The organism is Achromobacter sp. NCFB-sbj8-Ac1-l, from assembly GCF_052695805.1.
On sequence record NZ_CP199812.1, the window covers coordinates 5,076,666 to 5,101,848 of the forward strand.

Consider the following 25,183-nt stretch of genomic DNA (forward strand, 5'->3'; position numbering starts at 1 on the left):
GCTTGAGGCCGACCGCCAGCCTCGATTACACGAAGCCCCCCCGGAGACACCCCATGACCGCCCCCATCAAGCGCTTTGACGACGAACCCTACCTGCAGCACTGCGAGGCCACGGTCACCGCCGTCACCCCCGAAGGCATCGAACTGGACCAGACCGTCTGCTACGCCCGCAGCGGCGGCCAGGCCGGCGACAGCGGCACGCTGACCTTGCCGGACGGCCAGGTGCTGGCGCTGGCCGACACGGTCTACGCCGATGATCGCAGCCGCATCCTGCACGTGCCCGTCGAAGGCGGCGCACAGCCGCAAGTGGGCGACCGCGTCACCGTCGCCATCGACTGGGCGCGCCGCCACAAGCTGATGCGCCTGCATACCTGTCTGCACTTGCTGGGGTCGCTGGTGCCGGCGCCCGTCACCGGCTGCAGCATCTCGCCCGACTCGGCACGCATCGACTTCGACCTGCCCGAATCCACGCTGGACAAGACCGACCTGACCGAACGCCTGAACGCGCTGATCAACGCCCGCACCGACGTGGCCGTCAACGCCATCACGCCCGAGGAACTGGCCGCCCAGCCCGACCTGGTGCGCACGGTGGGCGCCGCCCCGCCCGCCGGCACCGCCCGCATCCGCATCATCGAGATCCCCGGCGTGGACCGCCAGCCTTGCGGCGGCACGCACGTGGCCAACACGGGCGAAATCGGCCCCATCACGGTAACCAAGATCGAAAAGAAAAGCCGCACCAACCGGCGCGTGGTCGTGGCATTCGCCTAGGCTTTTTTCCACCAGCGCCACGGCGCGCGCAGCGGCCACTGGTAGCGGCTGCTCAGGATGCGCGGGGCCAGCAGGTGCCCGACGGCGATGGCGATGCCGGCGGCGGTCATGACGTCGGACAGGTAGTGGTCCAGGTTGACCAGGCGGCTGACGGCGACCAGCGCTCCCAGCGACAGGAACGCCCAGCGCCAGCGCGGCGCCAGGATGCCCAGCACCACGGCCACGGCAAAGGCCGCGTAGGTGTGGCTGGACGGAAAGGAATTGAACTGCTGGGCGCGCGAGAACGACTCGCCCAGCCCGTAGATGCCTTTTTCGAAGAACAGCTCGGGCCGGGCCCGCGCCACCGAGCGCTTGAGGATCAGCACGATCAGCCCGCCCACCGCCATGGTGGACAGCATCAGCAGGCTGCCGCGCGCCATGCTGGCAAAGCTCATGCGCACCGGGTTGCGCCAGCCGCGCGCCAGGCCGACCAGGCCCACGATATAGAACGCCAGCGCCACGCCGATGTAGCGGCCGCTTTCGCCCAGTTCGCCGATCCATTCGAACGATTGGTTGACGCCATCGCTGACCGACTGCCGGATCCAGATCGCCAACGGCAGGTCGATCCACAGGGCGCTGGCACCGGCGGCCAGCGCCAGCAACAGGCCCGCGGCCAACCACGCGCGGGTAGACAGCGGATTGCGGAATTCGTCCGCCGCGGCAGCCGGGGCAGCGGCCGCAGGCGCACCCACGGGAGGCATGAGAGGGTTCGGCGTCATCGGACCGGAGGTGTAAAGATAATTATTATCGGAAAGGGAATCGGCGAAGGCCAGCTATCGTAACGGCCCCGGGTGACCAATCCAAGAAGGAAATTTGCAGCAAGGGGTAAAATTCCGCCTTTCCCTTCTTCAGCCCCCGGGATCTACACCCGTCACGGCGACCAACATGCAAGAAACTTCCCTCAAGCGCGCGCACGCCGCGCCCGACGGCGCCCCCGCCGCCGCCCTGTCCCCCGATGCCGCCAGCGGCGCGCCCCGCAAGCTGTACATCCGCACCTTCGGCTGCCAGATGAACGAGTACGACTCGGACAAGATGGCCGACGTGCTGCGCGGCGACCAGGGGCTGGAACTGACCGACAACCCGGAAGACGCCGACGTCATCCTGTTCAACACCTGTTCGGTACGCGAAAAGGCCCAGGAAAAGGTCTTCTCCGATCTGGGCCGCGTGCAGCACCTGAAAAAGACCAATCCGAACCTGGTGATCGGCGTGGGCGGCTGTGTGGCCAGCCAGGAAGGCGAGGCCATCGTCAAGCGCGCGCCCTATGTGGACGTGGTGTTCGGCCCGCAGACCCTGCACCGCCTGCCCGACCTGATCAAGCGCCGCCGCGAACAAGGCCGTTCGCAGGTCGACATCAGCTTCCCGGAAATCGAGAAGTTCGACAACATGCCGCCCCCGCGCGTCGACGGCGCCACCGCCTTCGTGTCCATCATGGAAGGCTGTAGCAAGTACTGCAGCTTCTGCGTCGTGCCCTACACGCGCGGCGAAGAAGTCTCGCGCCCGTTCGACGACGTGCTGATCGAAGTGGCCGACCTGGCCGACCAGGGCGTCAAGGAAGTGACGCTGCTGGGCCAGAACGTTAACGCCTACCGCGGCCGCATGGCCGACAGCGACGAGATCGCCGATTTCGCCATGCTGCTGGAATACGTGCACGAGATCCCCGGCATCGAACGCATCCGCTACACGACCTCGCACCCCAAGGAAATGACCCAGCGCATGGTGGACGCCTACGCCCGCCTGCCCAAGCTGGTGTCGTTCCTGCACCTGCCGGTGCAGGCCGGCAGCGACCGCGTGCTGGCGGCCATGAAGCGCGGCTACACCACGCTGGAATTCAAATCGGTGGTGCGGCGCCTGCGCGCGGCGCGCCCCGACCTCACGCTGTCGTCGGACTTCATCGTCGGCTTCCCGGGCGAAACCGAGGAAGACTTCGAAAAGACCATGAAGCTGATCGAGGACGTGGGCTTTGATACCTCGTTCTCGTTTGTCTACTCGCGCCGTCCCGGCACGCCGGCGGCCGACCTGCACGACGACACGCCGCAAGACGTGAAGCTGCGCCGCCTGCAGCGCCTGCAGGCGCTGATCAACGAGCAGGCGGCCACCATCGCCCGCAACATGGTCGGCACGCGCCAGCGCCTGCTGGTCGAAGGCCCCTCGCGCCGCGATCCCAACGAACTGATGGGCCGCACCGAGAACAACCGCATCGTCAATTTCGCCGCGCCCGCGCGGCTCATCGGACAAATGGTCGACGTCATCATCACCGAAGCGCACACCAATTCGCTGCGCGCCCGGGTGGCTGACGTCGACCGCGATCCCCAAGAGGCCGAATGACCACTTCCCGCCCCCGCGCCCGCCGCAGCATGCCCGCCATCGTCACCCTGGACGGCGACAACACCCACCTGGCCAATCTGTGCGGCCCGCTGGACGAAAACCTGCGCCAACTGGCCGACGGCATGGGCGTGAAGCTGTCGCGCCGCGGCAGCCGCGTCACCATCGAAGGCGAACGCGCCGAGCTGGCCGGACGCGTCCTGCGGCGCTTTCACGAGCAGGCCGTGCACCGCGCCCTGTCGGTCGACGACATCCAGCTGGGGCTGGTCGAAATCGGCGTGGGCCGCCAGGAAGACAAGCTGCAGGAATCGCCGGCCCACGAGGCCGACCCGCTGCCCGCGCTGGACGACGAAAGCGACGGCATCGCCCTGCGCACCAAGCGCAGCGACCTGCGCCCGCGCACGCCGCGCCAGCGCGACTACCTGAACAACATCCTCAAGCACGACATCACCTTCGGCGTGGGGCCGGCCGGCACCGGCAAGACCTGGCTGGCGGTGGCCTGCGCCATCGACGCGATGGAACGCGACACCGTGCAGCGCCTGGTGCTGACGCGCCCGGCGGTCGAGGCTGGCGAACGCCTGGGTTTCCTGCCCGGCGACCTGGCGCAAAAGGTCGACCCCTACCTGCGCCCGCTGTACGACGCGCTGTACGACCTGATGGGCTTTGAAAAGGTGCAGCGCCTGTTCGAGAAGCAGACCATCGAGATCGCGCCGCTGGCCTACATGCGCGGCCGCACGCTGAACCACGCCTTCGTCATCCTGGACGAGGCGCAGAACACCACGCCGGAACAGATGAAAATGTTCCTGACCCGCATCGGCTTCGGCAGCAAGGCCGTCATCACCGGCGACCCCTCGCAGGTGGACCTGCCACGCGGGCAGGACAGCGGCCTGGCGCACGCGGTCAAGGTGCTGCATGACGTGCAGGGCATCGCCACCACCCGTTTCACCAGCCGGGACGTGGTGCGCCACCCCCTGGTGGCCCGCATCGTCGACGCCTACGACCGCGCTTCCGAAAATGACGCCTGAGCTGTCCCTTTCCGTCCAGTACGGGGTCGAAGAACCCCGCCTGCCCCGCTGGCGCCTGCGCCGCTGGGCCGAGCGGGCGCTGGCGGCCGCAGCCGAAGACGGCCTGGTCCAGTTCTCGGCCGCCGAACTCAGCCTGCGGCTGGTGGGCGCCGCCGAGGGCCGCCGCCTGAATCGCGATTTCCGCCAGCGCGACTACGCCACCAACGTGCTGACGTTCGAGTACGGCGTGGACCCGCTGGGCGTGGCGCGTGGCGATATCGTGATGTGCGTGCCGGTGCTGGTGCGCGAGGCCCGTGAACAGCGCAAGGCGCTGCTGGACCACGCCGCCCACCTGACCCTGCACGGCGTGCTGCATTCGCTGGGCTACGACCACATCAAGGCGCGCGATGCCCGCCGCATGGAAGCGCTGGAAACCGCCACGCTGGCCCGCATGGGCATCGCTGATCCCTATCTGCCCGTCTGATTCCGCGGCCTGGGGTCAACCCTGACAAATCGGCGCGAAATGGCGTCCTACAAGGCGCAGATCGCGTCGGTTACCCCTATTTTCGAGGCTGGCGTTACAAATCGGACACCAGATTCGGTTATGCTGGCCCCTCCATAACTTGTCCTCCCGGACGATGTCTGACCCTTACCCTGCTCCCGAAGCGACGCCTGTTCGCTCAGCCAAACCCGCCACCAAATCCCTTCTAGACCGCCTGCTTTCCCTTGTGCGCCGCGAGCCCGAGGACCGTGAAGGCATCAAGGCCATCCTGGAAGCCGCCCACGACCGCAACCTGCTGGACGCGGAGTCCTACAAGATGATCAAGGGCGCGCTGGCCGTGTCCGAGGGCACCGTCGGCGACATCATGGTTCCGCGTTCGCGCATGGACCTGCTCGACGTCACGCAGCCCATCCCTTACCTGGTGGCCTCGGTGATCGAAACCGCGCATTCGCGGTTCCCCGTGTACGAAGGCGACCGCGACAACATCATCGGCATCCTGCTGGCCAAAGACCTGCTGCGCTGCATGCTGGAACCCGGCATCGAAGTGCGCACGCTGGTGCGCCCGGCCGTGTTCATTCCCGAATCCAAGCGCCTGAACGTGCTGCTGCACGAGTTTCGCGCCAGCCGCAACCACCAGGCCATCGTCATCGACGAGCACGGCGGCATCTCCGGCCTGGTCACGATGGAAGACGTGCTCGAACAGATCGTCGGGGACATCGAAGACGAATTCGACGAAACCGAAGAAGACTCGATCTTCCCCGAGGGCGAAAACCAGTGGCGCGTGCTTGCCGCTACCGACATCTCGCACTTCAACGAGGTGTTCGGCTGCCAACTGCCCGACGATGAATACGACAGCGTCGGCGGCTGGATGGGCGGCCAACTGGGCCGCATCCCGCGCCGTGGCGACACCGCCGAATTCGACGGCCTGAAGCTGGAAGTGGCCCGCGGCGACGCGCGCCGCGCCATCTGGCTGCGCGTCAAGCGCAACGCCGCCGCGCACAACGCCTCCCCCGCCGACAACGCATGACCCGCAGCACTCGCAGCCGGCTCCTGCGCGGCGCCGCCGGCCTGACGCTGGCGGGCGCCGTCCATGCCCTGACCTTCGCACCCGGCCCGCTGCCCGATTGGGCATTGGCCATCACGCAGATCCTGGCGCTGGCGATAGCCGCCCGCGTCACCCTGTACGCCCCCACGGCCCGCCAGGCCTGGACGCGCGGCTGGTGGTTCAGCTTCGTGACGTACGCGCTGGGCCTGTACTGGATCTTCATCAGCCTGCACCGCTACGGCGACCTGGCCGCGCCGTTGGCCGTGGCCGCCGTGCTGGCGTTGTCAGCCTTCCTGGCGCTGTTTCCCGCCACGGCCGGCGCGCTGGCGCGCCGCTATGTGCCGCTGGCACACGATTCCACGCCTGCGCGTGTGCTGTCCGGCACGCTGGCCTGGGGCGCGCTATGGGCCGGCTTCGAATGGGTCCGCGCGGTGCTGCTCACCGGCTTTCCGTGGCTGAATATCGGCTATGCCCAGGTCGACAGCCCCATCGCCGGCTGGGCGCCGCTGCTGGGCGTGCACGGCATGGCGTTCGTGTCGGCGTTCGCCGCCGCCGCCATCGCCAGCCTGTGGCGTCAGGCGAGCGACCGCAAGCAGGCCCGCGACGGCCGCCGTGCGCTGGCCGCCGGCGTGGCGCTGGCGCTGGTGGCCGCGGGCTGGCCGCTGTCGCGCATCGATTGGTCCGCCCCCAGCGGCGAGCCGCTGAACGTGCGCCTGGTCCAGGGCAACATCGGGCAATCGCAGAAATTCGACCCCGCGCTGCTGGATCAAAGCATCCGGCGCCACCTGGAACTGGCGGCCTTGCCGCCCGCGCCGGGCGTGCCCGCGCCGCAGATGATCATCCTGCCGGAAACGGTGATGCCGGTCTTCCAGGACCAGCTCGATCCTCGCATCTGGGACGTCTGGCGCCAGGTGGCGGCGCGGCAGAACGCCGTGATCGCGATGGGCGTGCCGGTGCACGACGTGGTAGCCGGCCGTGACCGCTACACCAACAGCGTGCTGGGCTTTGACGGCCAGACGCCGGCCACGCAGCTAGTGGGCGGCGCCACCGCCATGCGCTACGACAAGCGCCATCTGGTGCCCTGGGGCGAATACGTGCCGCCGGGCTTTCACTGGTTCGTCGACATGCTGAACATCCCGCTGGGCGACTTCGACCGCGGCCCCGCGCGCCAGACCCCATTCGCCGTGGGGGGGCAGCACATCGCCTTCAACATCTGCTACGAAGACCTGTTCGGCCCCGACCTGCTGCCCGCGCTGCAGCCGGGTCCCAACGGTGAACCGGGCGCGACCATCCTGGTCAACGTCAGCAACCTGGGCTGGTTCGGTGATTCCTGGGCCTTGCGCCAGCACTTGCAGATCGGACGCCTGCGCACCCTCGAAACCGCCCGCCCCATGCTGACCGCCACCAACACCGGCATTACCGCGGCCATCGACGCCAAGGGCCATGTCGCGGCCCAGTTGGCGCCGTTGCAGCCGGGCGTGCTGCCGGTCGTGGTGCAGGGCATGGCGGGGCTGACGCCTTACGCGCGCTTTGGCGACAAGTCGGCGCTGGCGCTGATCGGCCTGGCGCTGATCGCCGCCTTCGGCAGCGGCCGCCGCACGCGGCGCGCCTGACGCCACCGCGGCGTTCGTCCGTCTTCGCTGACAGGCCCGGCACCGCCCGGGCCCAGCGCGCCCTTCACGCAAACAGATTGGCCGGCAAGGCGCCGCTGTCGTCTTCCGGACGCAGCGGCCCGAAGCCCGCGCCGGTCAGTTCGATGGCATTGGCGATACGCGCCATGTCGTCGGTATCCAGTTCCAGTTCGGCGGCCCCCACCACGCCATCGACCTGCGCCGCGCTGCGCGCCCCGACGATGGCGCCCGTGACGCCCGGCCACGCCAGCGTCCAGGCGATGGCCACGGCAGCCTGCGTGGCGCCGTGGCGTTCGGCAATGGGCTTCAAGGCTTCGGCCAGGGCCAGGTTGCGCGACAGATTGGGCGCCTTGAACTCGGCGTTGCGCGAACGCCAATCGTCCTGGCGCAGGGCCTGTGCGCGCTCGGCGGTGAAGCCGCCGCTGAGCAATCCCGATTGCATCGGGCTGTAGACGATGACGCCGGTGCCGTTCTGCGCGCACCAGGGAATCACGTCGGCGGCGGCGCCGCGCTGGATGGCGGAAAACGGCGGTTGCAGCGAATCCACGTGGCCCAGCGCTTCTGCGTCCTGCAATTGCGCCAGGTTGTGGTTCGACAAGCCCACCGCGCGCACCTTGCCCGCCTGCTTGAGGTCGAGCAGTTCCTGCCAATAGGCTTCGAGCGGCGTGCCGTCGCCGGCCGGCCAGTGCATCTGGTAGAGATCGATGCGCTCGACGCCCAGGCGGCGCAGCGAGCCTTCGATTTCGCGACGGATGCTGGCCGGCGCACCGTTGCGGCGCGGCGTCGCCTGGCGCTGGTCGGCGGACCACGTCAGGCCGCACTTGGTGAACACATAGGGCCGTTCGCCCGGGCTCATCTGCGCCAGCGCGCGCCCCACGATTTCCTCGGAATGCCCCAGCCCGTAGACCGCGGCGGTATCGATCCAGTTGATGCCGCGGTCGACCGCCAGGCGGATGGCCGCGATCGAATCCGTGTCGTCCTGCGGCCCCCAGCCGATCGCCCAATCATTGCCGCCCATGGCCCATGCGCCCAACCCGATGCGGGTGATGGACATGTCGCTGCGCCCCAACGGACGCGTCGGAAAAGAAGTCGTTGTGCTCATGCGAAAAAAATCTCCTGCCGGCAAGACATCATGGCGGGCCGGACACCGCTGGCCCCTGGCATCCACGATAGCACTCAGCCAAGCCTTTGATTTTCCGGCGATCCTGTCGGCGAGCGCCGGCTTTTCCGAACGCGGCGGGCAAGCGCTGATGCGCATGGTTCGGGGCCTCGCGGGCGTTCATGCGTCCCCTTGAATCAAAAAACCCCTCAACTTTTTCATTTTTTGCATCACACTGACTTGCACACCCAATTTAGTTCGTGCATAATCTCGTTTCTTCGCCAACGGCACTAAACAAAACCGGCAACGAACCACGAAAAACGGCACTGAAAAGCGCCAGAAATCGTGAAAACGTTGAAGGATTTTAGAGCCGGTTGTGACCAGGGGGTATAGCTCAGCTGGGAGAGCGCTTGCATGGCATGCAAGAGGTCAGCGGTTCGATCCCGCTTACCTCCACCAGTCCAAAGCGAAGAAGTTTGTGCAGGTCCAAGTCCCCTTCGTCTAGAGGCCTAGGACATCACCCTTTCACGGTGAGTACAGGGGTTCGAATCCCCTAGGGGACGCCAGTCTTACTGGCAGCAGTATGTGAATGCAGTTGAAGTGTCACAGTAGTTGAGTATGCCGCTGCGGAGCGGTAGTTCAGTTGGTTAGAATACCGGCCTGTCACGCCGGGGGTCGCGGGTTCGAGTCCCGTCCGCTCCGCCAAGTTTGCTCTACGCAGTGCCGTTCAAGAGCTCCGTTCCGGGAGCTTTTTGCATTTATAAGGTGTAAGCCTTGTTGTTTGAAAGTGGAAACAGCAGGGACTTCTGGGGGGTATAGCTCAGCTGGGAGAGCGCTTGCATGGCATGCAAGAGGTCAGCGGTTCGATCCCGCTTACCTCCACCAGTAAAGCAGTTCGCAGTACAGTAGTTCCGTTCAGGTCCCCTTCGTCTAGAGGCCTAGGACATCACCCTTTCACGGTGAGTACAGGGGTTCGAATCCCCTAGGGGACGCCAGTTCGCTCTGGCATGTTTGACCAAGCTGCCTGACAAGCAGTGTGTTGCGCAAGTCGAGTACGCCGCTGCGGAGCGGTAGTTCAGTTGGTTAGAATACCGGCCTGTCACGCCGGGGGTCGCGGGTTCGAGCCCCGTCCGCTCCGCCAAGCACTTTGTGCTTGTCTCGCATCGCGAGACCCAGTTGTTCCGCAGGGGTACCCCTGCAATGCGCCAGAAGGCGCCCGCCAAAAGCTCCGGATTCCGGAGCTTTTTTGTTTGCTGCGGCCGATGGCCCTGCACCCTTTCCCTTGTGTGTCTCGTCCGTTTATCCTCTGGACAGGCTGGCCTTGCCAACGCATCCTGTGCGCTTGTGCCAGCCAAGCAAAGAGGCTTACGTGACCGCAAGCAATGCCGCTCCTCACGCGCACCGCCAACACCTGCAACGCATCATCGCAGGCCTGAACGAAGGCATCATCCTGATCGAGCCCGACGGCGCCATCGCCTGGGCCAACGACAGCGCCCTGACGCTGCACGGCGTCGACACCCTGCAAGGCCTGGGCCAGACGCCCGCCGGCTACCGCAAACGCTTCGCGCTGACCTACCGCAATCATCACCGCGTACCCGCCCGGCACTATCCGCTGGACCGCCTGGCCGCAGCCGACCCGTTCGACGACCTGCAATTGGACCTGACGCGCAGGGACGACGCCGATTTCCTGCGCAACATCCGGGCGCGCGGCCTCTTGCTCGAAGGCGACGGCAGCGACTATCGCGTGCTGATCCTGGACGACCAGACCGGGCAGTTCAATGCCGAACAGCGCTTCGAACGCACCTTCGGCGCCAACCCGGCCCCGGCCCTGATCTGCCGGCTGTCCGACCTGCGTTACGTGAAAGTGAACCAGGGTTTCCTGGACATGACCGGCCTGACCCGCGATGCGGTGCTGGGCAAGTCCGCCTACGAACTGGACGTGCTCGACGGCGGCGACAACAAGGACGACGCGGTGGCCAAGCTGAATGCGGGCCTGACCATCACCCAGCGCGAAGGCGTGCTGAGGCTCACCGACGGCGGCGCCAAGTTCGTCATCGTGGCTGGCCAGCCGATCGACATGCATGACGAGCCCTGCATGCTGTTCACCTTCATCGACCTGGAAAAGCGCAAGCGCGCCGAAGAGGCGCTGCAACAGAGCGAAGAGCGCTTTTCCAAGGCGTTCCGCCTGGCGCCCGTGCCCATGGCGCTGTGCGAAGGCGAGTCGCTGCGCGCACTGGACATCAACGACGCCTTTGCCCTGGTCACCGGCACATCCTCCGCGGACGCCGCCGGCCAGGAACTGACGGCGCTGGGGCTGCGCCCCTTCGAAGGCATGGCCGAGAGCCTGGCCCGCGGCGAAAGCGTGCGCAACCGCGACGCCAAGCTGGTCGCGGCCGATGGCAGCGAACTGGACTGCCTGGTATCGGCCGAGCCAGTCATGATCAGCGACGAACGCCGCGTGCTGCTGGTGATGCAGGACATCAGCGAGCGCAAGCGCAACGAGACCGAGCTGCTGACCGCGATCGAAGCGGTGATGCAGGACACCTCTTGGTTCAGCCGCGGCATCATCGAAAAGCTGGCGCAGTTGCGAGCGCCTGCCCCCGCCGCCCGCGACGTGGCCGAACTGGCGCAATTGACCTCGCGCGAACGCGAGGTGCTCAGCCTGCTGTGCCAGGGGCTCGATGACGACGGCATTGCCAAGCATCTGCGGCTGTCACGCAATACGGTGCGCAATCACGTGGCGACCATCTACAGCAAGATCGGCGTGCACCGGCGCAGCGCGGCCATCGTCTGGGCGCGCGACCGCGGCATTACCGGCTACGAAAAGCCCCGCCCGCGGGGCAAAGCGGGCAAGGCCTGAGCCCATTCAGCCAGAACTTACAAATTGAATCAAAATAATCGGGGGGTGCGCCTGCGCGAAGATGCCGCCGCGTTCGCGCCGGCACCCCCGCAAAAAGCGCCATCCCCCTCAAAAACGGGGCGAACGCCCTGCTAAAAAACAGAACCGACGCCAGATTGCGCAAACCCTGCGCAGCTTCTTACGATCCGCCGATCAAGCCGCCGTCCCCCGGCGAGCGGCGCGATCCCCGCAAGCCCCTCTGGAGAGTCCGTTCATGCAGACCGCCTACGTCCCCGTTCCCAAGCCGTCCAAGACGCTGCCCCCGCCCGCCTGGAGTCGCGAGGCCGTGATGGCGCTCTACGCGCTGCCGTTCATGGACCTGGTGCACCGCGCACAACAGACGCACCGCGCCCACTTCGACCCGAACGGCATCCAGCTGTCCAGCCTGCTGTCGATCAAGACCGGCGGCTGTCCCGAAGATTGCGGCTACTGCTCGCAGTCCTCGCGCTACGACACGGGCCTGGAAGCGGAAAAGCTGATGCCGCTTGACGAGGTGCTGGCCGCGGCTCGCGCCGCGCAAGCCGGCGGCGCACAGCGCTTCTGCATGGGCGCCGCCTGGCGCAGCCCCAAGCCGCACCACCTGGAAACCGTGGCGGAGATGGTCAGCGCGGTCAAGGCGCTGGGCCTGGAAACCTGCGTCACGCTGGGCATGCTGCGCGAAGGCCAGGCCGAACAGCTCAAGGACGCGGGGCTGGACTACTACAACCACAACCTGGACACGTCGCCGGAGTTCTACGGCAAGATCGTCACCACCCGCACCTACCAGGACCGCCTGGACACGCTGGAACGCGTGCGCGGCGCAGGCATCAACGTCTGCTGCGGCGGCATCGTCGGCATGGGCGAGTCGCGCCAGGAGCGCGCCGGCCTGATCGCGCAGTTGGCCAACATGGAGCCCTACCCCGAGTCGGTGCCGATCAACAATCTGATGCGGGTCGAAGGCACGCCGCTGGCCGACGTCGAGGCGCTGGACCCGTTCGAGTTCGTGCGCACCATCGCGGTGGCGCGCATCACGATGCCGCGCGCCATGGTGCGCCTGTCGGCCGGCCGCGAGGCCATGGACGACGCGATGCAGGCGCTGTGCTTCATGGCGGGCGCCAATTCGATGTTCTACGGCGACGTGCTGCTGACCACGGGCAACCCGCGCATGGAGGCCGACCAGCGCCTGCTGCAACGCCTGGGCATGCGCATCGACGCGGGCACGCATAACCACTCGCACGCGCACCAGGACCTGCACGCGGCCCCTGCCCACACGCATTCCCATGACTGCGCCCACCCCGGCGCGCACGACGCCCCGGCATGCCGCTGACGCCGGGCCTGTTCTACCTGCTGGCCAGCGTGGCCTGCAGCGTCGGCGTGGCCGCGCTGCTCAAGCTGGCGCGGCGCTGGCAGGTGGACGTGCGCCAGGCCGTCCTGGCGAACTACGCCGTGGCCGCCCTGCTCTCCTGGCTGGTGCTGCGGCCCGACCCGGCCGCGTTGCTGACGCCGCAGACGCCGTGGCGGGTGCTGGCGGCACTGGGCATACTGCTGCCCAGCGGCTTCATGGCGATGGCGCTGGCCGTGCGCCACGCCGGCGTGGTGCGCAGCGACGCGGCACAGCGGCTGTCGCTGTTCATTCCGCTGCTGGCGGCGTTCCTGCTGTTCGGCGAGCCCGTCACCGCCCGCAAGCTGGGCGCGATCGCACTGGCGTTCGGCGCGTTGTTCTTCCTGCTGCGCCGGACGACAGCCAGGGCCGACGCACCGGCATCGAGCATGGCCGACCGTCACGCCCTGTGGCTGTGGCCGCTGGCGGTGTGGGTGGCCTATGGCCTGGTGGACATCCTGTTCAAGCAGATGGCGCGCGCCGGCACGGCGTTCGCGGGCGGCCTGCTGTTGGCCTTCACGCTGGCGGGTGTGCTGACGCTGGCCTACCTGCTGTGGCGCCGCGTGGCCTGGGCGCCGCGCCATCTGGTGGCGGGCGTGGCGCTGGGCGGGCTGAACTTCGCCAACATCCTGACCTATATCCGCGCCCACCAGGCGCTGCCCGAGCATCCTGCGCTGGTGTTCGCGTCCATGAACATGGGGGTGATCACGCTGGGCACGCTGGTCGGCGCCCTGGTGTTTCGCGAGCCGCTGAGCCGCTGGAACGGCCTGGGGCTGGCGCTGGCATTGGCGGCCATCGTGCTGATGGCCCCCTGGTGACGTGCGGTGCTGGCGGTCAGGATGCGCTGGTATGTAGCGATCCTGGCTGGACCCGCGCCGGGTCCTGAATACCGGCACGGCCCCGCCTGGCTCACGTGCCAGTGCGCTGGCCCCGCGCGGCCTCGGCCTGATCCCGTTCGGCGTCGCTGGCATCCGGCTCCTGCGCAGGCGTCGGCGCGGGGTTCGAGACCACGCCGGCAATCGGAGGCAATGCGGCAGCGGGTTCGACCGGGTCGGCTGCGGGGTCGGCAGCCAGTTCCACGGCAGGTTGCGCTGCCGATTCGCCGGCCCCCGCGTCGGCCGCCGGCGCCGCCGGCTCGGTGATGGGGGGATCGACCGCCCCTGCCCCTTCGACCGGCGCGGCCGCCGCCGACGGATCGGGCTGGACCATTTCGATATTGAGGTCGTTTTCGACGTCGACCCGCGGATCGAGCACCGCGGCGGCGGGCGAGCTTTGCAGCGTGTCCGGCATAGGCACGAAGTGCACCGGGGCCTCGTCGACCTGGTGCGCGCCGGTGACGCGGGTGGGCCGCACCTGCCACACCAGGATCAGGGCGCAGGCGGAGATGAAGACGTAGTACATGCTGGGCCCGGCCAGCGACATCAACAGGCCCGCGATCATGGGGCCGACGCAGGCGCCCACGCCGTAGGTCATGAGCAGGACGGCCGACAGGCTGACGCGGCGCTCGGATTCGACGTGGTCGTTGGCAAAGGCGGCGCCCAGGGGGTACAGGGTGAACTGCAGGATGCCGAAGATGCAGGACATGGCTACCAGGGCCCAATACGGCAAGGTCAGCCAGCCCCACATGACGGTGGGCAGCACGACGAGCAACAGGGCGTTGAAGCGGATCAGGCCGGCGCGGTTGATGCGGTCGGACAGCCAGCCCATGGGCCACTGCGACAAGAGACCGGCCGTGACGGCGGCGGCGACGAAGATGGCGGCTTGCGAGGTGGACAGGCCATGCTTGGCGCCGTACACGGCGGCCAGGCCGTAGAAGGCGCCGGACAGGTTGCCGGCCACGAACAGCACGGTCATGGACAGCGGCACGCGCCGCAGGAAGAAGCGGATGTCGAGCGGGGCCGGCAGCGGCGTGGGCGGGTGCGAGCGCGCGGTGACGGCAATGGGCACGAGGCACAGCACCAGGCACATGGCCACCAGGGTGAGGGGCCGCAGGTCGAGCGTGGCATAGGCGGTGAGGGCCAGCTGGCCCAGCACGGTGCCCAGGCCGGACACCACCATGTAGACGGAGAAGACGCGTCCGCGCTGGTGGTTTTCGGTCTGTTCGTTGAGCCAGCTTTCGATGACCATGAATTCGGTCACCATGACGATGCCCGAGATGACGCGGAACACCAGCCACAGCGGCATGGAGTCGACCAGCGTCTGGGCCAGGATCATGCTGGTGGCAATGGCCGCACAGGCGACGAAGGCGCGGATGTGGCCGACGCGGATGATGAGTTTGTGCCCCAGCCGGGCGCCGCACACCAGTCCCAGGTAGTAGCCGGCGATGAGGGTGCCGATCCAGATTTCGCTGACGGACTGCGCAGTGAGCCTCAACCCCATGTAGGTGTTGAAGAGACCAGTGCCGATGAGCATCAGCAAGGTCGCGAAATACAGCGAGGAAAACGAGGAGAGGGTAGCGAGCATGGCGTTGGGCAACCGCTGCTGGCGGTAGCGCGGCGAGCCGCCGGAGCGGCCCGCGCGTTAAGCAGTGAAACGAGACGACGCGGGGAACATCAGACCTGCGACAGCAGGGTGGCGGCGTCGCTGACTTCGAACTTGCCAGGGCCTTCGATGTTCAGCTGCTTGACCACGCCGTCGACGATGAGGGCGGAGTAGCGCTGCGAGCGCACGCCCATGCCGCGCTGGATGAGGTCGAGTTCCAGGCCCAGGGCCTTGGTCCACAGGGCGGAACCGTCGGCGAGCATGCGAACCTTGCCTTCGGTCTTTTGTTCACGGCCCCAGGCGCCCATGACGAAGGCGTCGTTGACGGACACGCACCAGATTTCGTCGACGCCTTTGGCCTTGAGGGCGGCGGCTTGCTCGACGTAGCCCGGCAGGTGCTTGGCGGAGCAGGTGGGGGTGAAGGCGCCGGGCAAGGCGAACAGGGCGATGGTCTTGCCACGGGTCAGGTCGGCGACCTGGAAGGCGTTGGGGCCGAGGGAGCAGCCTTCGCTTTCGGTTTCGATGAATTCGGTCAGGGTGCCATCGGGCACGCGGTCGCCGACTTTGATGGTCATGGGGAGATCTCCAGTAGGTGATGGGGGTGTTGCATTGGGGCAAGGCGCCCCACACCCGCCATCATAGTTCCTGCGCGCAGAGGCTGCAGGCGGGTTGGGCTGAATGAGAAAAAAAGAAGCACAGTCTGAAACGACTCCACACGCTGGATGAAACTGCATGCAACGTGCATCGTTGCCATAATGTGACTGTGATCAATGACCCTGGCGCGCTGCCGCGCGGGGGCGCTTTGTGGAGGGATATCGATGCGTAAGTTGCTGATCGGCCTGGCCTGGATGATGGCCGCGGCCACCTCGGCCTGGGCCGCTCCGGATGCGGCGGAGCAGGCGCAATTTGAATCGTTCGTGGTGGCGGCGGGCGCGTCCAACGGCGCCGCCCGGGCTTGCGGGGCGTCTGAACCGGACCTGGCGCAGCACGAGGCAACGTCCCGCAAGAACCTTGAACGCTATGCCAAGGAATATGGGTTTTCTGCTTCGGGGTACGACGGGCTTTATCAGAAGGGGCTTTCTGATGGGACGACGATGATGGAAGAAATGAAACGCTCGGGGGTGGATGGTTGCCGGGGGGTGCTCGGCAGCTTTCAGAATGAGCGGGTGATTTCCTATGAGGATATGAAGGCGGCTCTGGCTGAGGTCAGTGATGGGTTGCCTGGGGAGAGTGCTGAGAAGTAGAGGTGTTTTTGCTGGCTTCGGGCTGATTTCTTATGCCGCCCGGAGCGCCGGGGGCAGGCGGTGGGCGGGGCTACGATTGCGGTCCGGAGCCTTCGCTCCGGACTGCCCCGTCCTCATCCTTGTATGGTGTAGGTGCGCCCTCTGCAGTGGGGAGGGCGCTGGGGTACGGGACGTCCTCATCCATCAGCCGGTAGCAGCCGGACTGCCACAGCGAGAGCATCCCACCCCGCCTCACAGCGTCGATAAGGAATCTAGCGGCCAGGACCGCCGATTGATCGCAAGGTAACGCCCGAGGCGAGGCTACCCCAGCGGACTTAACGTATCGCAGGGAGAGCAATCATGCAAACATCCGTCTGCTTTATTGGGGTCGATGTCGGTAAATTTGAGCTGCAAGTTGCAGGGCATGAGGGGCAGATTGTGGCGGGCGTGCTGCCCAACAATCGTTCCAGCATCGTCGGTTGGCTCAAGCGTTTGCCCGCCGGCAGCGTGATCGCGATGGAGGCGACCGGGGGCTACCAGGAGCTGCTGGCCCGTACGGCGCACGAACGGGGGTTTGAGGTCTACATTCTGAACCCCACCCATGTGCATCATTACGCCATCTCATTGGGCAACCGGGGCAAGACCGATCGCCTGGATGCCGAGGTTATTGCGCAGTACATCGCGCAGCGGCGTACAACATTGCACCGTTATGAGCCGATATCGCCAGAGCTGCAACAGGCCAAGTCGCTTCAGGCGCTTCGATCAACGGTGGTGCGCGTAGGCACTTCGTTGAGGCTGTCCGCGCAGCGGCATGGTTGCGCCAGCAGCCATCAGAAGAAGGCCCTGGCCAGCTTGAGTTCGTGGGCTGAACAGCTTGAACGGGAGTTGATCGCCACGATCAAGGCAGACAGTGAGTGGGCCAAGACCTACAGCCTGCTGACCGGCATTTGCGGCATCGGGCCGATCAATGGCGCTGCCCTGACGACCTTGTTCAACCGGATCCACTTCGCCAGCAGCGATGCCGCGGTGGCCTTCTGCGGGCTGGACCCCAGGCCGAACGAGTCCGGTAGAAAGACCGGCCGGCGGCGCTTGAGCAAACAGGGTGACAAGGCGGCTAGGACCTTGCTCTACAACGCGGCCAGCTCGGCAGCGCGTTCGATCTACTTCAAAGACTACTACGCCATGCTCCGGGCGCGCGGCCTGGCCTCAACGGCAGCCCTGGTGGTGATCGCGCGCAAACTCTTGCGCATCGCCTACGGGGTCTGGCGCACCGGCCAGCCCTTCGATCCTGGGAAATTGCGGCCGGTTATGGGTTGACCCAAACCATAGAATCTCGTACGCCTTCGGCTCCCTTGTATCTTGAGCCCTGGGATGGTTAGCTACCATTCCACGAGAGACAGGTGAGTTTCTGCGGCTCCCTTAGGTGCCTGACCCTGTTCTGAAGACTAAACCCCTGTCTCTCACCTCTGACGCCATCGCGGACACTGGACGGTAGCCTAGGGCTTGACCCTGCATGCACAAGGTAAGTGGGCGCAGTTGGCATACTTTCTTTGTATGGAGGGTATGACGATGATCTATCTGGGTATTGATGTCTCCAAGCTGAAGCTGGACTGCACGTTGCTGCTGGATCCAGAGAATGACAAGCGCAAAAGCAAGGTTGTCCCTAATAGCCGGGACGGGGTGCACGACCTAGTCCGGTGGTGCGCCAAGCATGGCGCCGCGGCTGACCAGGTTCACGCCGTGTTGGAAGCCACAGGGCCCTATCACGAGCAAGCCGCGACGACGCTGCATGATGGCGGGCTGACGGTGTCGGTGGCCAACCCGGCCAACGTGCACGACTTCAGTCGGGCGTTGGCGATGCGGTCCAAGACCGACGCACTCGATAGCGTGGTGTTGGCCCGTTATGGCGTGGCGATGAAGCCGCCCGCCTGGCAGCCCCCGCCGGCCCATGTGCGCGAGCTGCGTGCCTTGATTACCCAACTGGAAGCGTTGTCCAAGGATCGGCTGCGCACGATGAACCGCCAGGAGAAGATCGAGGCCAGCTCGCCCTCGGAGCTGGTGGAACGTTCGATCAGCGACACGCTGAGCTTTTACGGCAAGGAGATCGCTCGCCTGGAGAAGGCCATCGACGACCATATCGACCGGCATCCTGACTTGAAGGAAGACGCCAGGTTGTTGGCGACCATACCCGGGGTGGGGCCGAAAATGACCAGAACCATGCTGCGGGTGATGCATACCCACCACTTCAAGTGTGCAGAGGATCTGGCGGCGTATCTGGGCTTGGTGCCGGTGCAGAGACAGTCTGGCACGTCGCTGCGCGGCCGTAGCCGCATGTCCAAGGCCGGTCCTGCGGACGTACGGGCGTTGGCATACATGGCTGGCGTGGTTGCGTCCAAGCACAACCCCCATGTGCGGGCGTTGTATCAACGACTGCTGGCCGCGGGCAAGAGCAAGATGTCGGCCCTGGGCGCCTGCATGCGAAAAGTGGTGCATCTGTGCTTCGGCGTGCTCAAGACGCGGCAGCCTTACAGGCCTGATTACGCTTTTTCTACTTGACGGCCAAGACGGTATCTACGGATTCCGTCGGGCGCATCTACACGCCCCGCCCACCGCCTGCCCCCGACGCTCCGGGCTCCGTTGTCTCGGGTTTGGGCGCTGCTCAAACACGAGGCAGGCTTCATGGATCGCAGTCTTTATGCAGGCTAATGGGATCAGCGCGGTATTGAAGGCCGGCTTTCTTTCCGACTGAGTGGATCTTCGCCGCGGCCTTGCAGAGCGGCCACAGTACCTTCGCGCACACTTCCCCGCAATCGCGAAGCGCCAGCGTCACGACGCAGCACGATGCGTAAGCCGGGGCCGGCTGCCCGCGCAGCCGGTTTCGGCGGGCGACGCAAACCTCGCCCCTCCCCTCCGGCCTGGCGGCCTCACATCAGCCGCTACTGCCAGCCCCTGGCGGCGGGGTTGCTCGGGGGGCGCAACCTCGATGCGCCCGAGGGAATCCGTAGGGAGCCGAAGGCGTACGAGGATGACGCAGGGGCAGTCCGGAGCGAAGGCTCCGGACCGCAATCGTGGGCGCGCCCCCCGAGCAACCCCGCCGCCAGGGGCGACCTACGAAGCACACCTCCAAGCATTAAACCAATCTACACGCCCAGTCCGTTCTGCTTGAACCAATCGAGCATTCTTTGCCACGCCTGTTCGGCCTCCGCCTTTCGGTAACTCGGCCGGTAGTCGGCGTGGAAGGCGTGCGGGGCTTCGGGGTAGACGTCGATGCGCGAGGCCTTGGCGGCGGCGGGGCCCTTGGCGAGTTCGATGCGCATCTTGTCGACGTCGGTCAGGGGGATGCCGGCGTCCTTGCCGCCGTAGGCGCCCAGGACGGGGGCCTTGAGGTCGTTGACCTGGCTCAGGACGGACTTGGGCTTGAGGTCGCTGGGCTCGCCGCCCAATTGGCCGTAGAAGGCGGCGCCGGCTTTGAGCTTGGGGTTGTGGGCGGCGTAGAGCCAGACCTGGCGGCCGCCCCAGCAGAAGCCGACGATGCCGAGCTTGTCGGCGCTGCCGCCGTTGGCGGCGGCCCAGGCGGTGGTGGCGTCGAGGTCGGCCTGGACCTGTTTGTCGGGGACCTTGCTGATGATCTCGGCTTGCAGCTTGGGGATTTCGGTGTATTTGGAGGGGTCGCCCTGGCGGGCGAAGAGCTCGGGGGCGATGGCCAGGTAGCCCAGGTGGGCCAGGCGGCGGCAGACGTCCTGGATGTATTCGTGGACGCCGAAGATTTCGGAGATGACCAGGACGGTGGGCAGGTTTTTCTTGCCGGCGGGGGCGGCGCGGTAGGCCGGCATCTTGCCGTCGGGGGTGGGGATGTCGACCTTGCCGGCGGTGAGGCCGTTGGCGTCGGTGTGGATGGCGGTCTGGGCGACGGCGGGGCCGGCGGCCAGGGAGAAACCGGCGGCGACGGTGGTGGCGATGAAGCCTCGCCGGTTCAGTCGCAGGGGCGGCAGCAGGCTGTCGAAGTGGGCGTCCTGGTCTTTCATCATGAATCTCCGGGCAAAGGGCGGGCTGCCGGACGCCCGCTGTCTTGGCTGGGCGTCGCGGCGGACCGTCGGGTTTACTTCAGGGAGAAGTCCACGCGCGAGGGCTGGCCCTCGTCTTTGATGCCATCGGCGTTCAGTTGCGGGGCAACGATGAACACGCGATCCGCGAGTCCTTCCTGGGCTTGCAGCTTTTCATAGACCGCTTGCGCGCGGGCGTCGGCCAGTTGGCGCAACTGTTCGTCGCCGACCTGGGCGACGCTGCGCAGCATCTCCTCCATTTCTGCCGGCGGCACGGACTTGGCCATGCCGATGAAATTGCGGGGCTTGTCCTTGATGTCGGTGTCGTCGTAGACCTTTTCAAGGTATTTGGTGCGTTCGGCGCCGGATACCTCGACGCCGGCGGGGTCGGGCTTTTTGCCGCGGGGGGCGACGTCGCGGGCCTTGGCGGCGCGGATCTTGGCGTCGACCCAGGCTTGGCGCAGGCCGTCCATGTCGGTCTTGGGATCGGCGCGGCCGCTCAGGTCCATCTTGAGCGCGGGGCGGTCGGCCAGGGCCTTGGTGAGGGTTTCGATGCGCTGGAGCGAGTCTTCGGTGAGCGCGGCGCTGCCCGGGGCGAATTCGACGTAGGACAGTTCTTCGCCGCCGCCAAAGGCGGATGCGAGCAGGCTGAAGGGCGAGGTGACGGCTTTGACGACGAGGTTGAGCAGCACGCGCACGACGATGCCGCCGACGGAGAATTCGGGATCGTCCAGCGAGCCGGAGATGGGCAGGTTGATGTCGATGTTGCCGCGCGAGTCCTTGAGCAGGGCCACGGCCAGCAGCACGGGCAGCTTGGTGGCGTCGGGGCTGTTGGTCTTGTCGCCGAAGGTGAGCTGGTTCAGCACGACGTGGTTGGTGGCGAGCAGCGCGCGGTCCTTGATCTTGTATTCCAGGTCGACGGAGAGCTTGCCGCGCTTGATGGGGTAGCCGACGTATTTGGCCGAATAGGTGTTGAAGCGCGGCAGGTCGACGCCCTTGGCAGTGGCCTTCAGGTCCAGCGTCAGGAACTTGGCGAAGGGCTGCACGATGCCGCTGATGGAAAGCGGCGCGGTGGTGTAGACGCGGCCAGTGACCTTGACCTTGGCGGGCTGCGGGTTGGTGGACGAGACGGCGGTGATGGAACCGTCGATGCTGGAGAGCTCGGCGACGTAGTTGGGTTTGACGAAGCGGTCCGTGAAGGTCATGCGGCCGCGTGACAGGGTGACGCTGTTGAGCGAGATGTCGGGCATGCCGCCGCCCTTGGCGCTGGGTGCGGCGGCCGCCGCGGCGGCGGACGGCGCGGCGTTGCGGCCGGGGGTCTGGGTGTCCTGGGTGATGGAGCCGCCGGCCTGGCCGGGCGCGGCGACGAGGTCCATGACGTTCAGGCGGCCCTGGGCGTTGAGCAGGATGCGACCGTAGAAATCGTCGAGCGCGATGTCGCCCAGGGCGGCGCCGATCTTGTCGCCGGCCACCGAGATGTTCATGCCCGAGAAGGCCAGGCGTTTCCAGTTCAGGAAGTCGTCTTTGTTGACGCGGTCCTGCAGGTCGACGTCGGTGATGTCGATGCCGCCTTTCCAGCCGGCCTTCATGGGGGCGTTGCCGGCGGCGGCTGCGAATTCGGCGTCGCCCTTGGCGGCCAGGGTGATGGCGCGGACGGTGGCATTGAGGCTGGATGCGGCGTAGGGCGCGAAGGACGCAACGTTCAGGCCGGCCAGGTCGACGGAGGTCTTGACGGTGAGCGGCTGCGGGGTGAAGACGCCCTTAAGGTCGAGCTTGCCATCGCCCTGGATGCCGGCGGCGGCCAGGGTGAAGTTGCTTTGGCCGGGGCCCATGGCCAGGCGGTCGGCGGTGACGGCAAGCTTTTGCAGCGCGATGTCCAGCGCGGGGCTCAGGGTTTCGTCGCGGGCCTTGAATTGGGCCAGTTCGGCGCGCACGCCGGTGGCGGACGCGTCGATGGCGCCGTTCTTGTCCAGGACGTGCACCTGGGCGGTCAGGCCAAGGCGGCCGTCCAGCAGTTGCAGGGGCGAAAGACTGCGCACGGCCGGGGCGAACGGGGCCAGGGCGACGTTGCCCAGCCGGACCGACAGTTCGAGCGACAGGGGCTGGAGCACGAGCGGGCCCTTGGCGCGAATCCAGCCGCCGTCGGTGCTGTTGTCGACGGTGAGCCACAGGTTGATGGGCTGGTCCTTGACCTGCGGCAGCGCCACGCCTTCGACGGTGACGGCCAGGCCAGTCATGGCGTAGTCGAGTTTGCTGATGGCGTCGGTGACGTAGAGCTCGCCTTCGTGGATGTTGAAGGCGTCGAGCGTGACCTTCCATTCGGCGGGCGCGGCGGGGGCGGCCGGGGTGCCGTCGGGAGCGGGGACGGCGCCTGCGGCGGGGGCAGATGCCGTGGCCGCGGCAGGGACGCCGCCCGGTGCAGCTGCTGGCTTGCCAGAGGCTGCGGTGGCGGCAGGCGTACCAGCGGCAGGCGTTGCCTGGCCGGGCGCCGCGGTGGTCGGCGCGGCGGAGGCGCTGGCGGCGGGCGTAGCGGCTGCGGGGGCGGCGCCCTTCCCGGCTTCTGCGGCAGTGGCGGCCGGTGCCGCGTCGGCGGGTGCCGCGGCTACCTTGGCGGGGGCTTGCTTGGCGGCATCGAGCTTGGCGGCGTCGGTCTTCGCGGGTTCGGCTTTGGACGAGCCACCTTTCGCCGCGCCGGGCTTGGCGGCGGCGGGCTTGGCCGCCGGGGCCGGGCCGCCAAGCGCCTTGAGCTTGTCGACCACGTCCTGCCAGTTCAGGTGCTGGTTGCTGTAGCGGCGGGCATAGACCTGCGGGGCCCACAGGCCGACGTCGCCGACGTAGACCTGGCGGGCGATGGGTTCGAGTTCGAGGCGGCTGACGGTCAGGGCGCTCCAGGCGGCCAGGCTTTCGCCGGCCGTGTCGCGCAGGTCGAACTGCCGCAGGCCCAGGTCGCCGACGACGCGGATCTTGGGTGGGGCGTCCTTGGGTTGTTCGAACACGACCTGCAGGTTGGAATCGAGCAGCGCGCGTTCCAGCTTGAAGGGCAGCGGCATGGGCCAGACGTCGGCCCATTTCTCGAGTTGCAGGCCGGTGAAGGCCACCCGCAAGGTTGACGAGGGGACCTTGTCGAAGGGCCGCGCGACGCCGGTCAGGTCGAACGGGCTGCCGTTGATGCGCAGGTGCAGCCGGGGCTGCACGTCGATGTCGGTGGCATAGCCGAAGGTGGAAATGAACGGCACGCCCACGGCCAGTTCGTCGATGACCTGTTTGCGGCCGGTGACCTTGTCGTCCAGCGTGACGACGCCGCCTTCGATCACCATGTTGTTCAGGGAGAAGCGCGGCGGGCCTTCGTCGGGCTTGGGCGGCTCTTCGGGCTTGGCGGCCGTCATCTCGGCCACGCGCTGCTGGATGTCGGAGAAATTGAAGCGGGTGACGTCTTCGCGCACGATCGAGACGGTGGGCGCGCGCAGGGTGAAGCGGTCGACCACGGGGGCGAACCAGAACAGCGACGACCAGGCGGCGCTGACGTCCAGTTCGGCGGCGGTGAACAGCGGGGTCTGCGAGCCGGGCTGGGCCACGGCGAGATCGCGCGCGCGCACGGTCAGGGTGAAGGGATTGAAGCTGATCTTGCCGACGGAGACGTCGCGGCCGATCATCTTGGCCACGTCCTGGGTCAGGACGTCATGCAGGACCTTGGGGACTTGCCATGCTGCAACGCCGCACAGGATCAGCGCCACGGCCACGACGCCCAAGAGAATCTTGCCTAAGCGGCGGGTGAACCGGAACTTGGGCATCCGCAAGGGCATTACGCGTCTCCTGATACGAATTGAAGGCCATTATCGCGTCCTTCGAGCAAATGTGGGGTGCTTTTTGCGGCCCGTCCCGAAAAGCAAAATGCCCCCGCAGGGGCATGAAAACATAGGGTTCTTTTATTCTTCAGCAAGGCCGGGCCGATAAACCCTCGTTATCATAGGCGTATCGATGGCCCCGCCACGGCCTGCCGGGGCCGGGCTTTTCAATCATTAACAATTTTCGCTCCCGATTCCCATGTCCACGCCCACCCCCACCTTGAGCCACCTGGATGAAGCCGGCCAGGTCCGTATGGTCGATGTGATCGCCAAGACGGACACCGAACGCGTGGCGGTTGCCGCCGCCAGCGTCCGCATGAACGAGGTGGCCTATGGCCTGTTGACACAGCCGGGCCGCGGCAAAGGCGAGGTCCTGAACACCGCGCGCGTGGCCGCCATCCTGGCCGCCAAGCGCTGCGCCGAACTGATTCCCCTGTGCCACAGCCTGCCGCTGTCGTTCGTGGGGGTGGAATTCTCGCTGGACGACGCCGCGCATCGCATCGACATCCAGGCGACCTGCCGCACCAGCTACAAGACCGGCGTCGAAATGGAAGCCATGACGGCGTGCAGCGTGGCCGCCCTGACCATCTACGATATGTGCAAGGCGGCGGACAAGGGCATCGTGATCGAACAGGTACGCCTGAAGTACAAGGCGGGAGGAAAAAGCGGTGAATGGCGCAACGATTGATCTGCTGTACTTTGCCCGCGTGGCCGAACTGGTCGGCAAGCGGACCGAAGCCTGGACGCTGGATGGCGAATCCACCGGCGCGCAGTTGCTGGCCGCGCTGGAGGCGCGCTATCCGCAGCTGGAACCGGCCTCGCGGCTGAAGCTGGCCATCAACCAGACCCACGCCAAGCCGTCGGCGCCGATCCGCGCAGGCGACGAGGTGGCGGTGTTCGAACCGGTCACGGGAGGCTGAGCG

At 66.7% G+C, this 25,183-nt stretch carries 20 protein-coding genes and 6 tRNA genes; 20 read left to right on the forward strand and 6 right to left on the reverse strand.

Annotated elements, in window-relative coordinates; translation table 11 throughout:
* Positions 1-53: 53 nt before the first annotated feature.
* Complete coding sequence (locus ACUDP5_RS23310; RefSeq protein ID WP_445657310.1) at positions 54-767, forward strand: alanyl-tRNA editing protein; 714 nt, start codon at positions 54-56, stop codon at positions 765-767.
* On the opposite strand, the gene ACUDP5_RS23315 is transcribed toward ACUDP5_RS23310, so the two are convergent.
* Positions 764-1,525, reverse strand: a complete 762-nt coding sequence (locus tag ACUDP5_RS23315) for a phosphatase PAP2 family protein (protein ID WP_263911298.1) — start codon at positions 1,523-1,525, stop codon at positions 764-766. The genes ACUDP5_RS23310 and ACUDP5_RS23315 overlap by 4 nt on opposite strands.
* Before the next feature lie 166 nt (positions 1,526-1,691).
* On the opposite strand from ACUDP5_RS23315, the gene miaB reads away from it, so the two are divergent.
* From miaB to lnt, 5 genes are all read left to right on the forward strand, one after another.
* Complete coding sequence (gene miaB, locus ACUDP5_RS23320; RefSeq protein ID WP_445657311.1) at positions 1,692-3,131, forward strand: tRNA (N6-isopentenyl adenosine(37)-C2)-methylthiotransferase MiaB; 1,440 nt, start codon at positions 1,692-1,694, stop codon at positions 3,129-3,131.
* The gene (locus tag ACUDP5_RS23325) at positions 3,128-4,153 is read left to right on the forward strand and encodes a PhoH family protein (RefSeq protein WP_263911294.1); all 1,026 of its coding nucleotides are present in this window, start codon (positions 3,128-3,130) and stop codon (positions 4,151-4,153) included. Before miaB ends, ACUDP5_RS23325 begins: the two co-directional genes overlap by 4 nt.
* Positions 4,143-4,616 carry an rRNA maturation RNase YbeY gene (gene ybeY / locus ACUDP5_RS23330; RefSeq protein WP_263911293.1) on the forward strand — a complete coding sequence of 158 codons (474 nt, stop codon included), beginning with the start codon at positions 4,143-4,145 and terminating at the stop codon, positions 4,614-4,616. The genes ACUDP5_RS23325 and ybeY overlap by 11 nt, the downstream gene beginning before the upstream one ends.
* Before the next feature lie 154 nt (positions 4,617-4,770).
* Complete coding sequence (locus tag ACUDP5_RS23335; RefSeq protein ID WP_263911291.1) at positions 4,771-5,661, forward strand: HlyC/CorC family transporter; 891 nt, start codon at positions 4,771-4,773, stop codon at positions 5,659-5,661.
* The gene (gene lnt, locus ACUDP5_RS23340; RefSeq protein WP_263911289.1) at positions 5,658-7,292 is read left to right on the forward strand and encodes an apolipoprotein N-acyltransferase; all 1,635 of its coding nucleotides are present in this window, start codon (positions 5,658-5,660) and stop codon (positions 7,290-7,292) included. The genes ACUDP5_RS23335 and lnt overlap by 4 nt, the downstream gene beginning before the upstream one ends.
* A gap of 64 nt (positions 7,293-7,356) precedes the next feature.
* Here lnt and ACUDP5_RS23345 read toward each other — a convergent pair whose 3' ends face one another.
* On the reverse strand, positions 7,357-8,412 hold the full coding sequence (locus ACUDP5_RS23345) for an aldo/keto reductase (RefSeq protein ID WP_263911288.1): 1,056 nt from the start codon (positions 8,410-8,412) through the stop codon (positions 7,357-7,359).
* Between the two features lie 380 nt (positions 8,413-8,792).
* On the opposite strand from ACUDP5_RS23345, the gene ACUDP5_RS23350 reads away from it, so the two are divergent.
* The 9 genes from ACUDP5_RS23350 to ACUDP5_RS23390 all read left to right on the forward strand — a co-directional run bounded on the left by ACUDP5_RS23350 (position 8,793) and on the right by ACUDP5_RS23390 (position 13,486).
* Positions 8,793-8,868: transfer RNA gene (locus ACUDP5_RS23350), tRNA-Ala, on the forward strand.
* A gap of 31 nt (positions 8,869-8,899) precedes the next feature.
* Positions 8,900-8,975 (forward strand) — tRNA-Glu (locus tag ACUDP5_RS23355).
* Between the two features lie 62 nt (positions 8,976-9,037).
* Positions 9,038-9,114, forward strand: a tRNA-Asp gene (locus tag ACUDP5_RS23360).
* A gap of 104 nt (positions 9,115-9,218) precedes the next feature.
* A tRNA-Ala gene (locus ACUDP5_RS23365) sits at positions 9,219-9,294 on the forward strand.
* 34 nt (positions 9,295-9,328) lie between these two features.
* Positions 9,329-9,404, forward strand: a tRNA-Glu gene (locus ACUDP5_RS23370).
* 69 nt (positions 9,405-9,473) lie between these two features.
* A tRNA-Asp gene (locus ACUDP5_RS23375) sits at positions 9,474-9,550 on the forward strand.
* A 228-nt stretch (positions 9,551-9,778) separates the two neighbouring features.
* Positions 9,779-11,269: a PAS domain S-box protein gene (locus ACUDP5_RS23380; protein ID WP_445657312.1), complete on the forward strand. Its 1,491-nt coding sequence runs from the start codon at positions 9,779-9,781 to the stop codon at positions 11,267-11,269.
* 253 nt (positions 11,270-11,522) lie between these two features.
* Complete coding sequence (gene bioB / locus ACUDP5_RS23385; protein WP_445657313.1) at positions 11,523-12,614, forward strand: biotin synthase BioB; 1,092 nt, start codon at positions 11,523-11,525, stop codon at positions 12,612-12,614.
* Positions 12,611-13,486, forward strand: a complete 876-nt coding sequence (locus ACUDP5_RS23390; protein ID WP_263911604.1) for a DMT family transporter — start codon at positions 12,611-12,613, stop codon at positions 13,484-13,486. Before bioB ends, ACUDP5_RS23390 begins: the two co-directional genes overlap by 4 nt.
* Positions 13,487-13,577: 91 nt before the next feature.
* Here the strand turns inward: ACUDP5_RS23390 and ACUDP5_RS23395 are convergent, their stop codons facing one another.
* On the reverse strand, positions 13,578-15,131 hold the full coding sequence (locus tag ACUDP5_RS23395) for an MFS transporter (RefSeq protein WP_445657314.1): 1,554 nt from the start codon (positions 15,129-15,131) through the stop codon (positions 13,578-13,580).
* Between the two features lie 89 nt (positions 15,132-15,220).
* Complete coding sequence (locus ACUDP5_RS23400; protein ID WP_263911283.1) at positions 15,221-15,724, reverse strand: peroxiredoxin; 504 nt, start codon at positions 15,722-15,724, stop codon at positions 15,221-15,223.
* 243 nt (positions 15,725-15,967) lie between these two features.
* Between ACUDP5_RS23400 and ACUDP5_RS23405 the strand changes: the two genes are divergently transcribed.
* The 3 genes from ACUDP5_RS23405 to ACUDP5_RS23415 all read left to right on the forward strand — a co-directional run bounded on the left by ACUDP5_RS23405 (position 15,968) and on the right by ACUDP5_RS23415 (position 18,928).
* Positions 15,968-16,393: a hypothetical protein gene (locus tag ACUDP5_RS23405; RefSeq protein WP_263911282.1), complete on the forward strand. Its 426-nt coding sequence runs from the start codon at positions 15,968-15,970 to the stop codon at positions 16,391-16,393.
* 339 nt (positions 16,394-16,732) lie between these two features.
* Entirely contained in the window at positions 16,733-17,689 is a 957-nt protein-coding gene (locus tag ACUDP5_RS23410) for an IS110 family transposase (RefSeq protein WP_263915836.1), read from the forward strand.
* A 252-nt stretch (positions 17,690-17,941) separates the two neighbouring features.
* Positions 17,942-18,928, forward strand: coding sequence for an IS110 family transposase (locus ACUDP5_RS23415; protein ID WP_263915835.1), 987 nt, complete (start codon positions 17,942-17,944; stop codon positions 18,926-18,928).
* A 584-nt stretch (positions 18,929-19,512) separates the two neighbouring features.
* On the opposite strand, the gene ACUDP5_RS23420 is transcribed toward ACUDP5_RS23415, so the two are convergent.
* Both ACUDP5_RS23420 and ACUDP5_RS23425 read right to left on the reverse strand, forming a co-directional pair.
* Entirely contained in the window at positions 19,513-20,397 is an 885-nt protein-coding gene (locus ACUDP5_RS23420) for a dienelactone hydrolase family protein (protein ID WP_445659207.1), read from the reverse strand.
* 74 nt (positions 20,398-20,471) lie between these two features.
* Complete coding sequence (locus ACUDP5_RS23425) at positions 20,472-24,218, reverse strand: DUF748 domain-containing protein (protein ID WP_445657315.1); 3,747 nt, start codon at positions 24,216-24,218, stop codon at positions 20,472-20,474.
* 241 nt (positions 24,219-24,459) lie between these two features.
* On the opposite strand from ACUDP5_RS23425, the gene moaC reads away from it, so the two are divergent.
* Both moaC and ACUDP5_RS23435 read left to right on the forward strand, forming a co-directional pair.
* Positions 24,460-24,948 (forward strand): cyclic pyranopterin monophosphate synthase MoaC, encoded by a 489-nt coding sequence (moaC, locus tag ACUDP5_RS23430; protein WP_263911279.1) that lies wholly within the window; start codon positions 24,460-24,462, stop codon positions 24,946-24,948.
* On the forward strand, positions 24,929-25,180 hold the full coding sequence (locus tag ACUDP5_RS23435; protein ID WP_263911278.1) for a MoaD/ThiS family protein: 252 nt from the start codon (positions 24,929-24,931) through the stop codon (positions 25,178-25,180). The genes moaC and ACUDP5_RS23435 overlap by 20 nt, the downstream gene beginning before the upstream one ends.
* Positions 25,181-25,183 lie beyond the last annotated feature (3 nt).

Coding starts and splice junctions, on each gene's coding strand:
- ybeY (WP_263911293.1), top strand. CDS start 4,143: ATGACGCCTGAGCTGTCCCTTTCCGTCCAGTACGGGGTCGAAGAACCC.
- ACUDP5_RS23410 (WP_263915836.1), top strand. CDS start 16,733: ATGCAAACATCCGTCTGCTTTATTGGGGTCGATGTCGGTAAATTTGAG.
- ACUDP5_RS23415 (WP_263915835.1), top strand. CDS start 17,942: ATGATCTATCTGGGTATTGATGTCTCCAAGCTGAAGCTGGACTGCACG.
- ACUDP5_RS23315 (WP_263911298.1), bottom strand. CDS start 1,525: ATGACGCCGAACCCTCTCATGCCTCCCGTGGGTGCGCCTGCGGCCGCT.
- ACUDP5_RS23345 (WP_263911288.1), bottom strand. CDS start 8,412: ATGAGCACAACGACTTCTTTTCCGACGCGTCCGTTGGGGCGCAGCGAC.
- ACUDP5_RS23335 (WP_263911291.1), top strand. CDS start 4,771: ATGTCTGACCCTTACCCTGCTCCCGAAGCGACGCCTGTTCGCTCAGCC.
- miaB (WP_445657311.1), top strand. CDS start 1,692: ATGCAAGAAACTTCCCTCAAGCGCGCGCACGCCGCGCCCGACGGCGCC.
- ACUDP5_RS23325 (WP_263911294.1), top strand. CDS start 3,128: ATGACCACTTCCCGCCCCCGCGCCCGCCGCAGCATGCCCGCCATCGTC.
- ACUDP5_RS23310 (WP_445657310.1), top strand. CDS start 54: ATGACCGCCCCCATCAAGCGCTTTGACGACGAACCCTACCTGCAGCAC.
- ACUDP5_RS23425 (WP_445657315.1), bottom strand. CDS start 24,218: ATGCCCTTGCGGATGCCCAAGTTCCGGTTCACCCGCCGCTTAGGCAAG.
- ACUDP5_RS23405 (WP_263911282.1), top strand. CDS start 15,968: ATGCGTAAGTTGCTGATCGGCCTGGCCTGGATGATGGCCGCGGCCACC.
- ACUDP5_RS23420 (WP_445659207.1), bottom strand. CDS start 20,397: ATGAAAGACCAGGACGCCCACTTCGACAGCCTGCTGCCGCCCCTGCGA.
- ACUDP5_RS23400 (WP_263911283.1), bottom strand. CDS start 15,724: ATGACCATCAAAGTCGGCGACCGCGTGCCCGATGGCACCCTGACCGAA.
- lnt (WP_263911289.1), top strand. CDS start 5,658: ATGACCCGCAGCACTCGCAGCCGGCTCCTGCGCGGCGCCGCCGGCCTG.
- ACUDP5_RS23395 (WP_445657314.1), bottom strand. CDS start 15,131: ATGCTCGCTACCCTCTCCTCGTTTTCCTCGCTGTATTTCGCGACCTTG.
- bioB (WP_445657313.1), top strand. CDS start 11,523: ATGCAGACCGCCTACGTCCCCGTTCCCAAGCCGTCCAAGACGCTGCCC.
- moaC (WP_263911279.1), top strand. CDS start 24,460: ATGTCCACGCCCACCCCCACCTTGAGCCACCTGGATGAAGCCGGCCAG.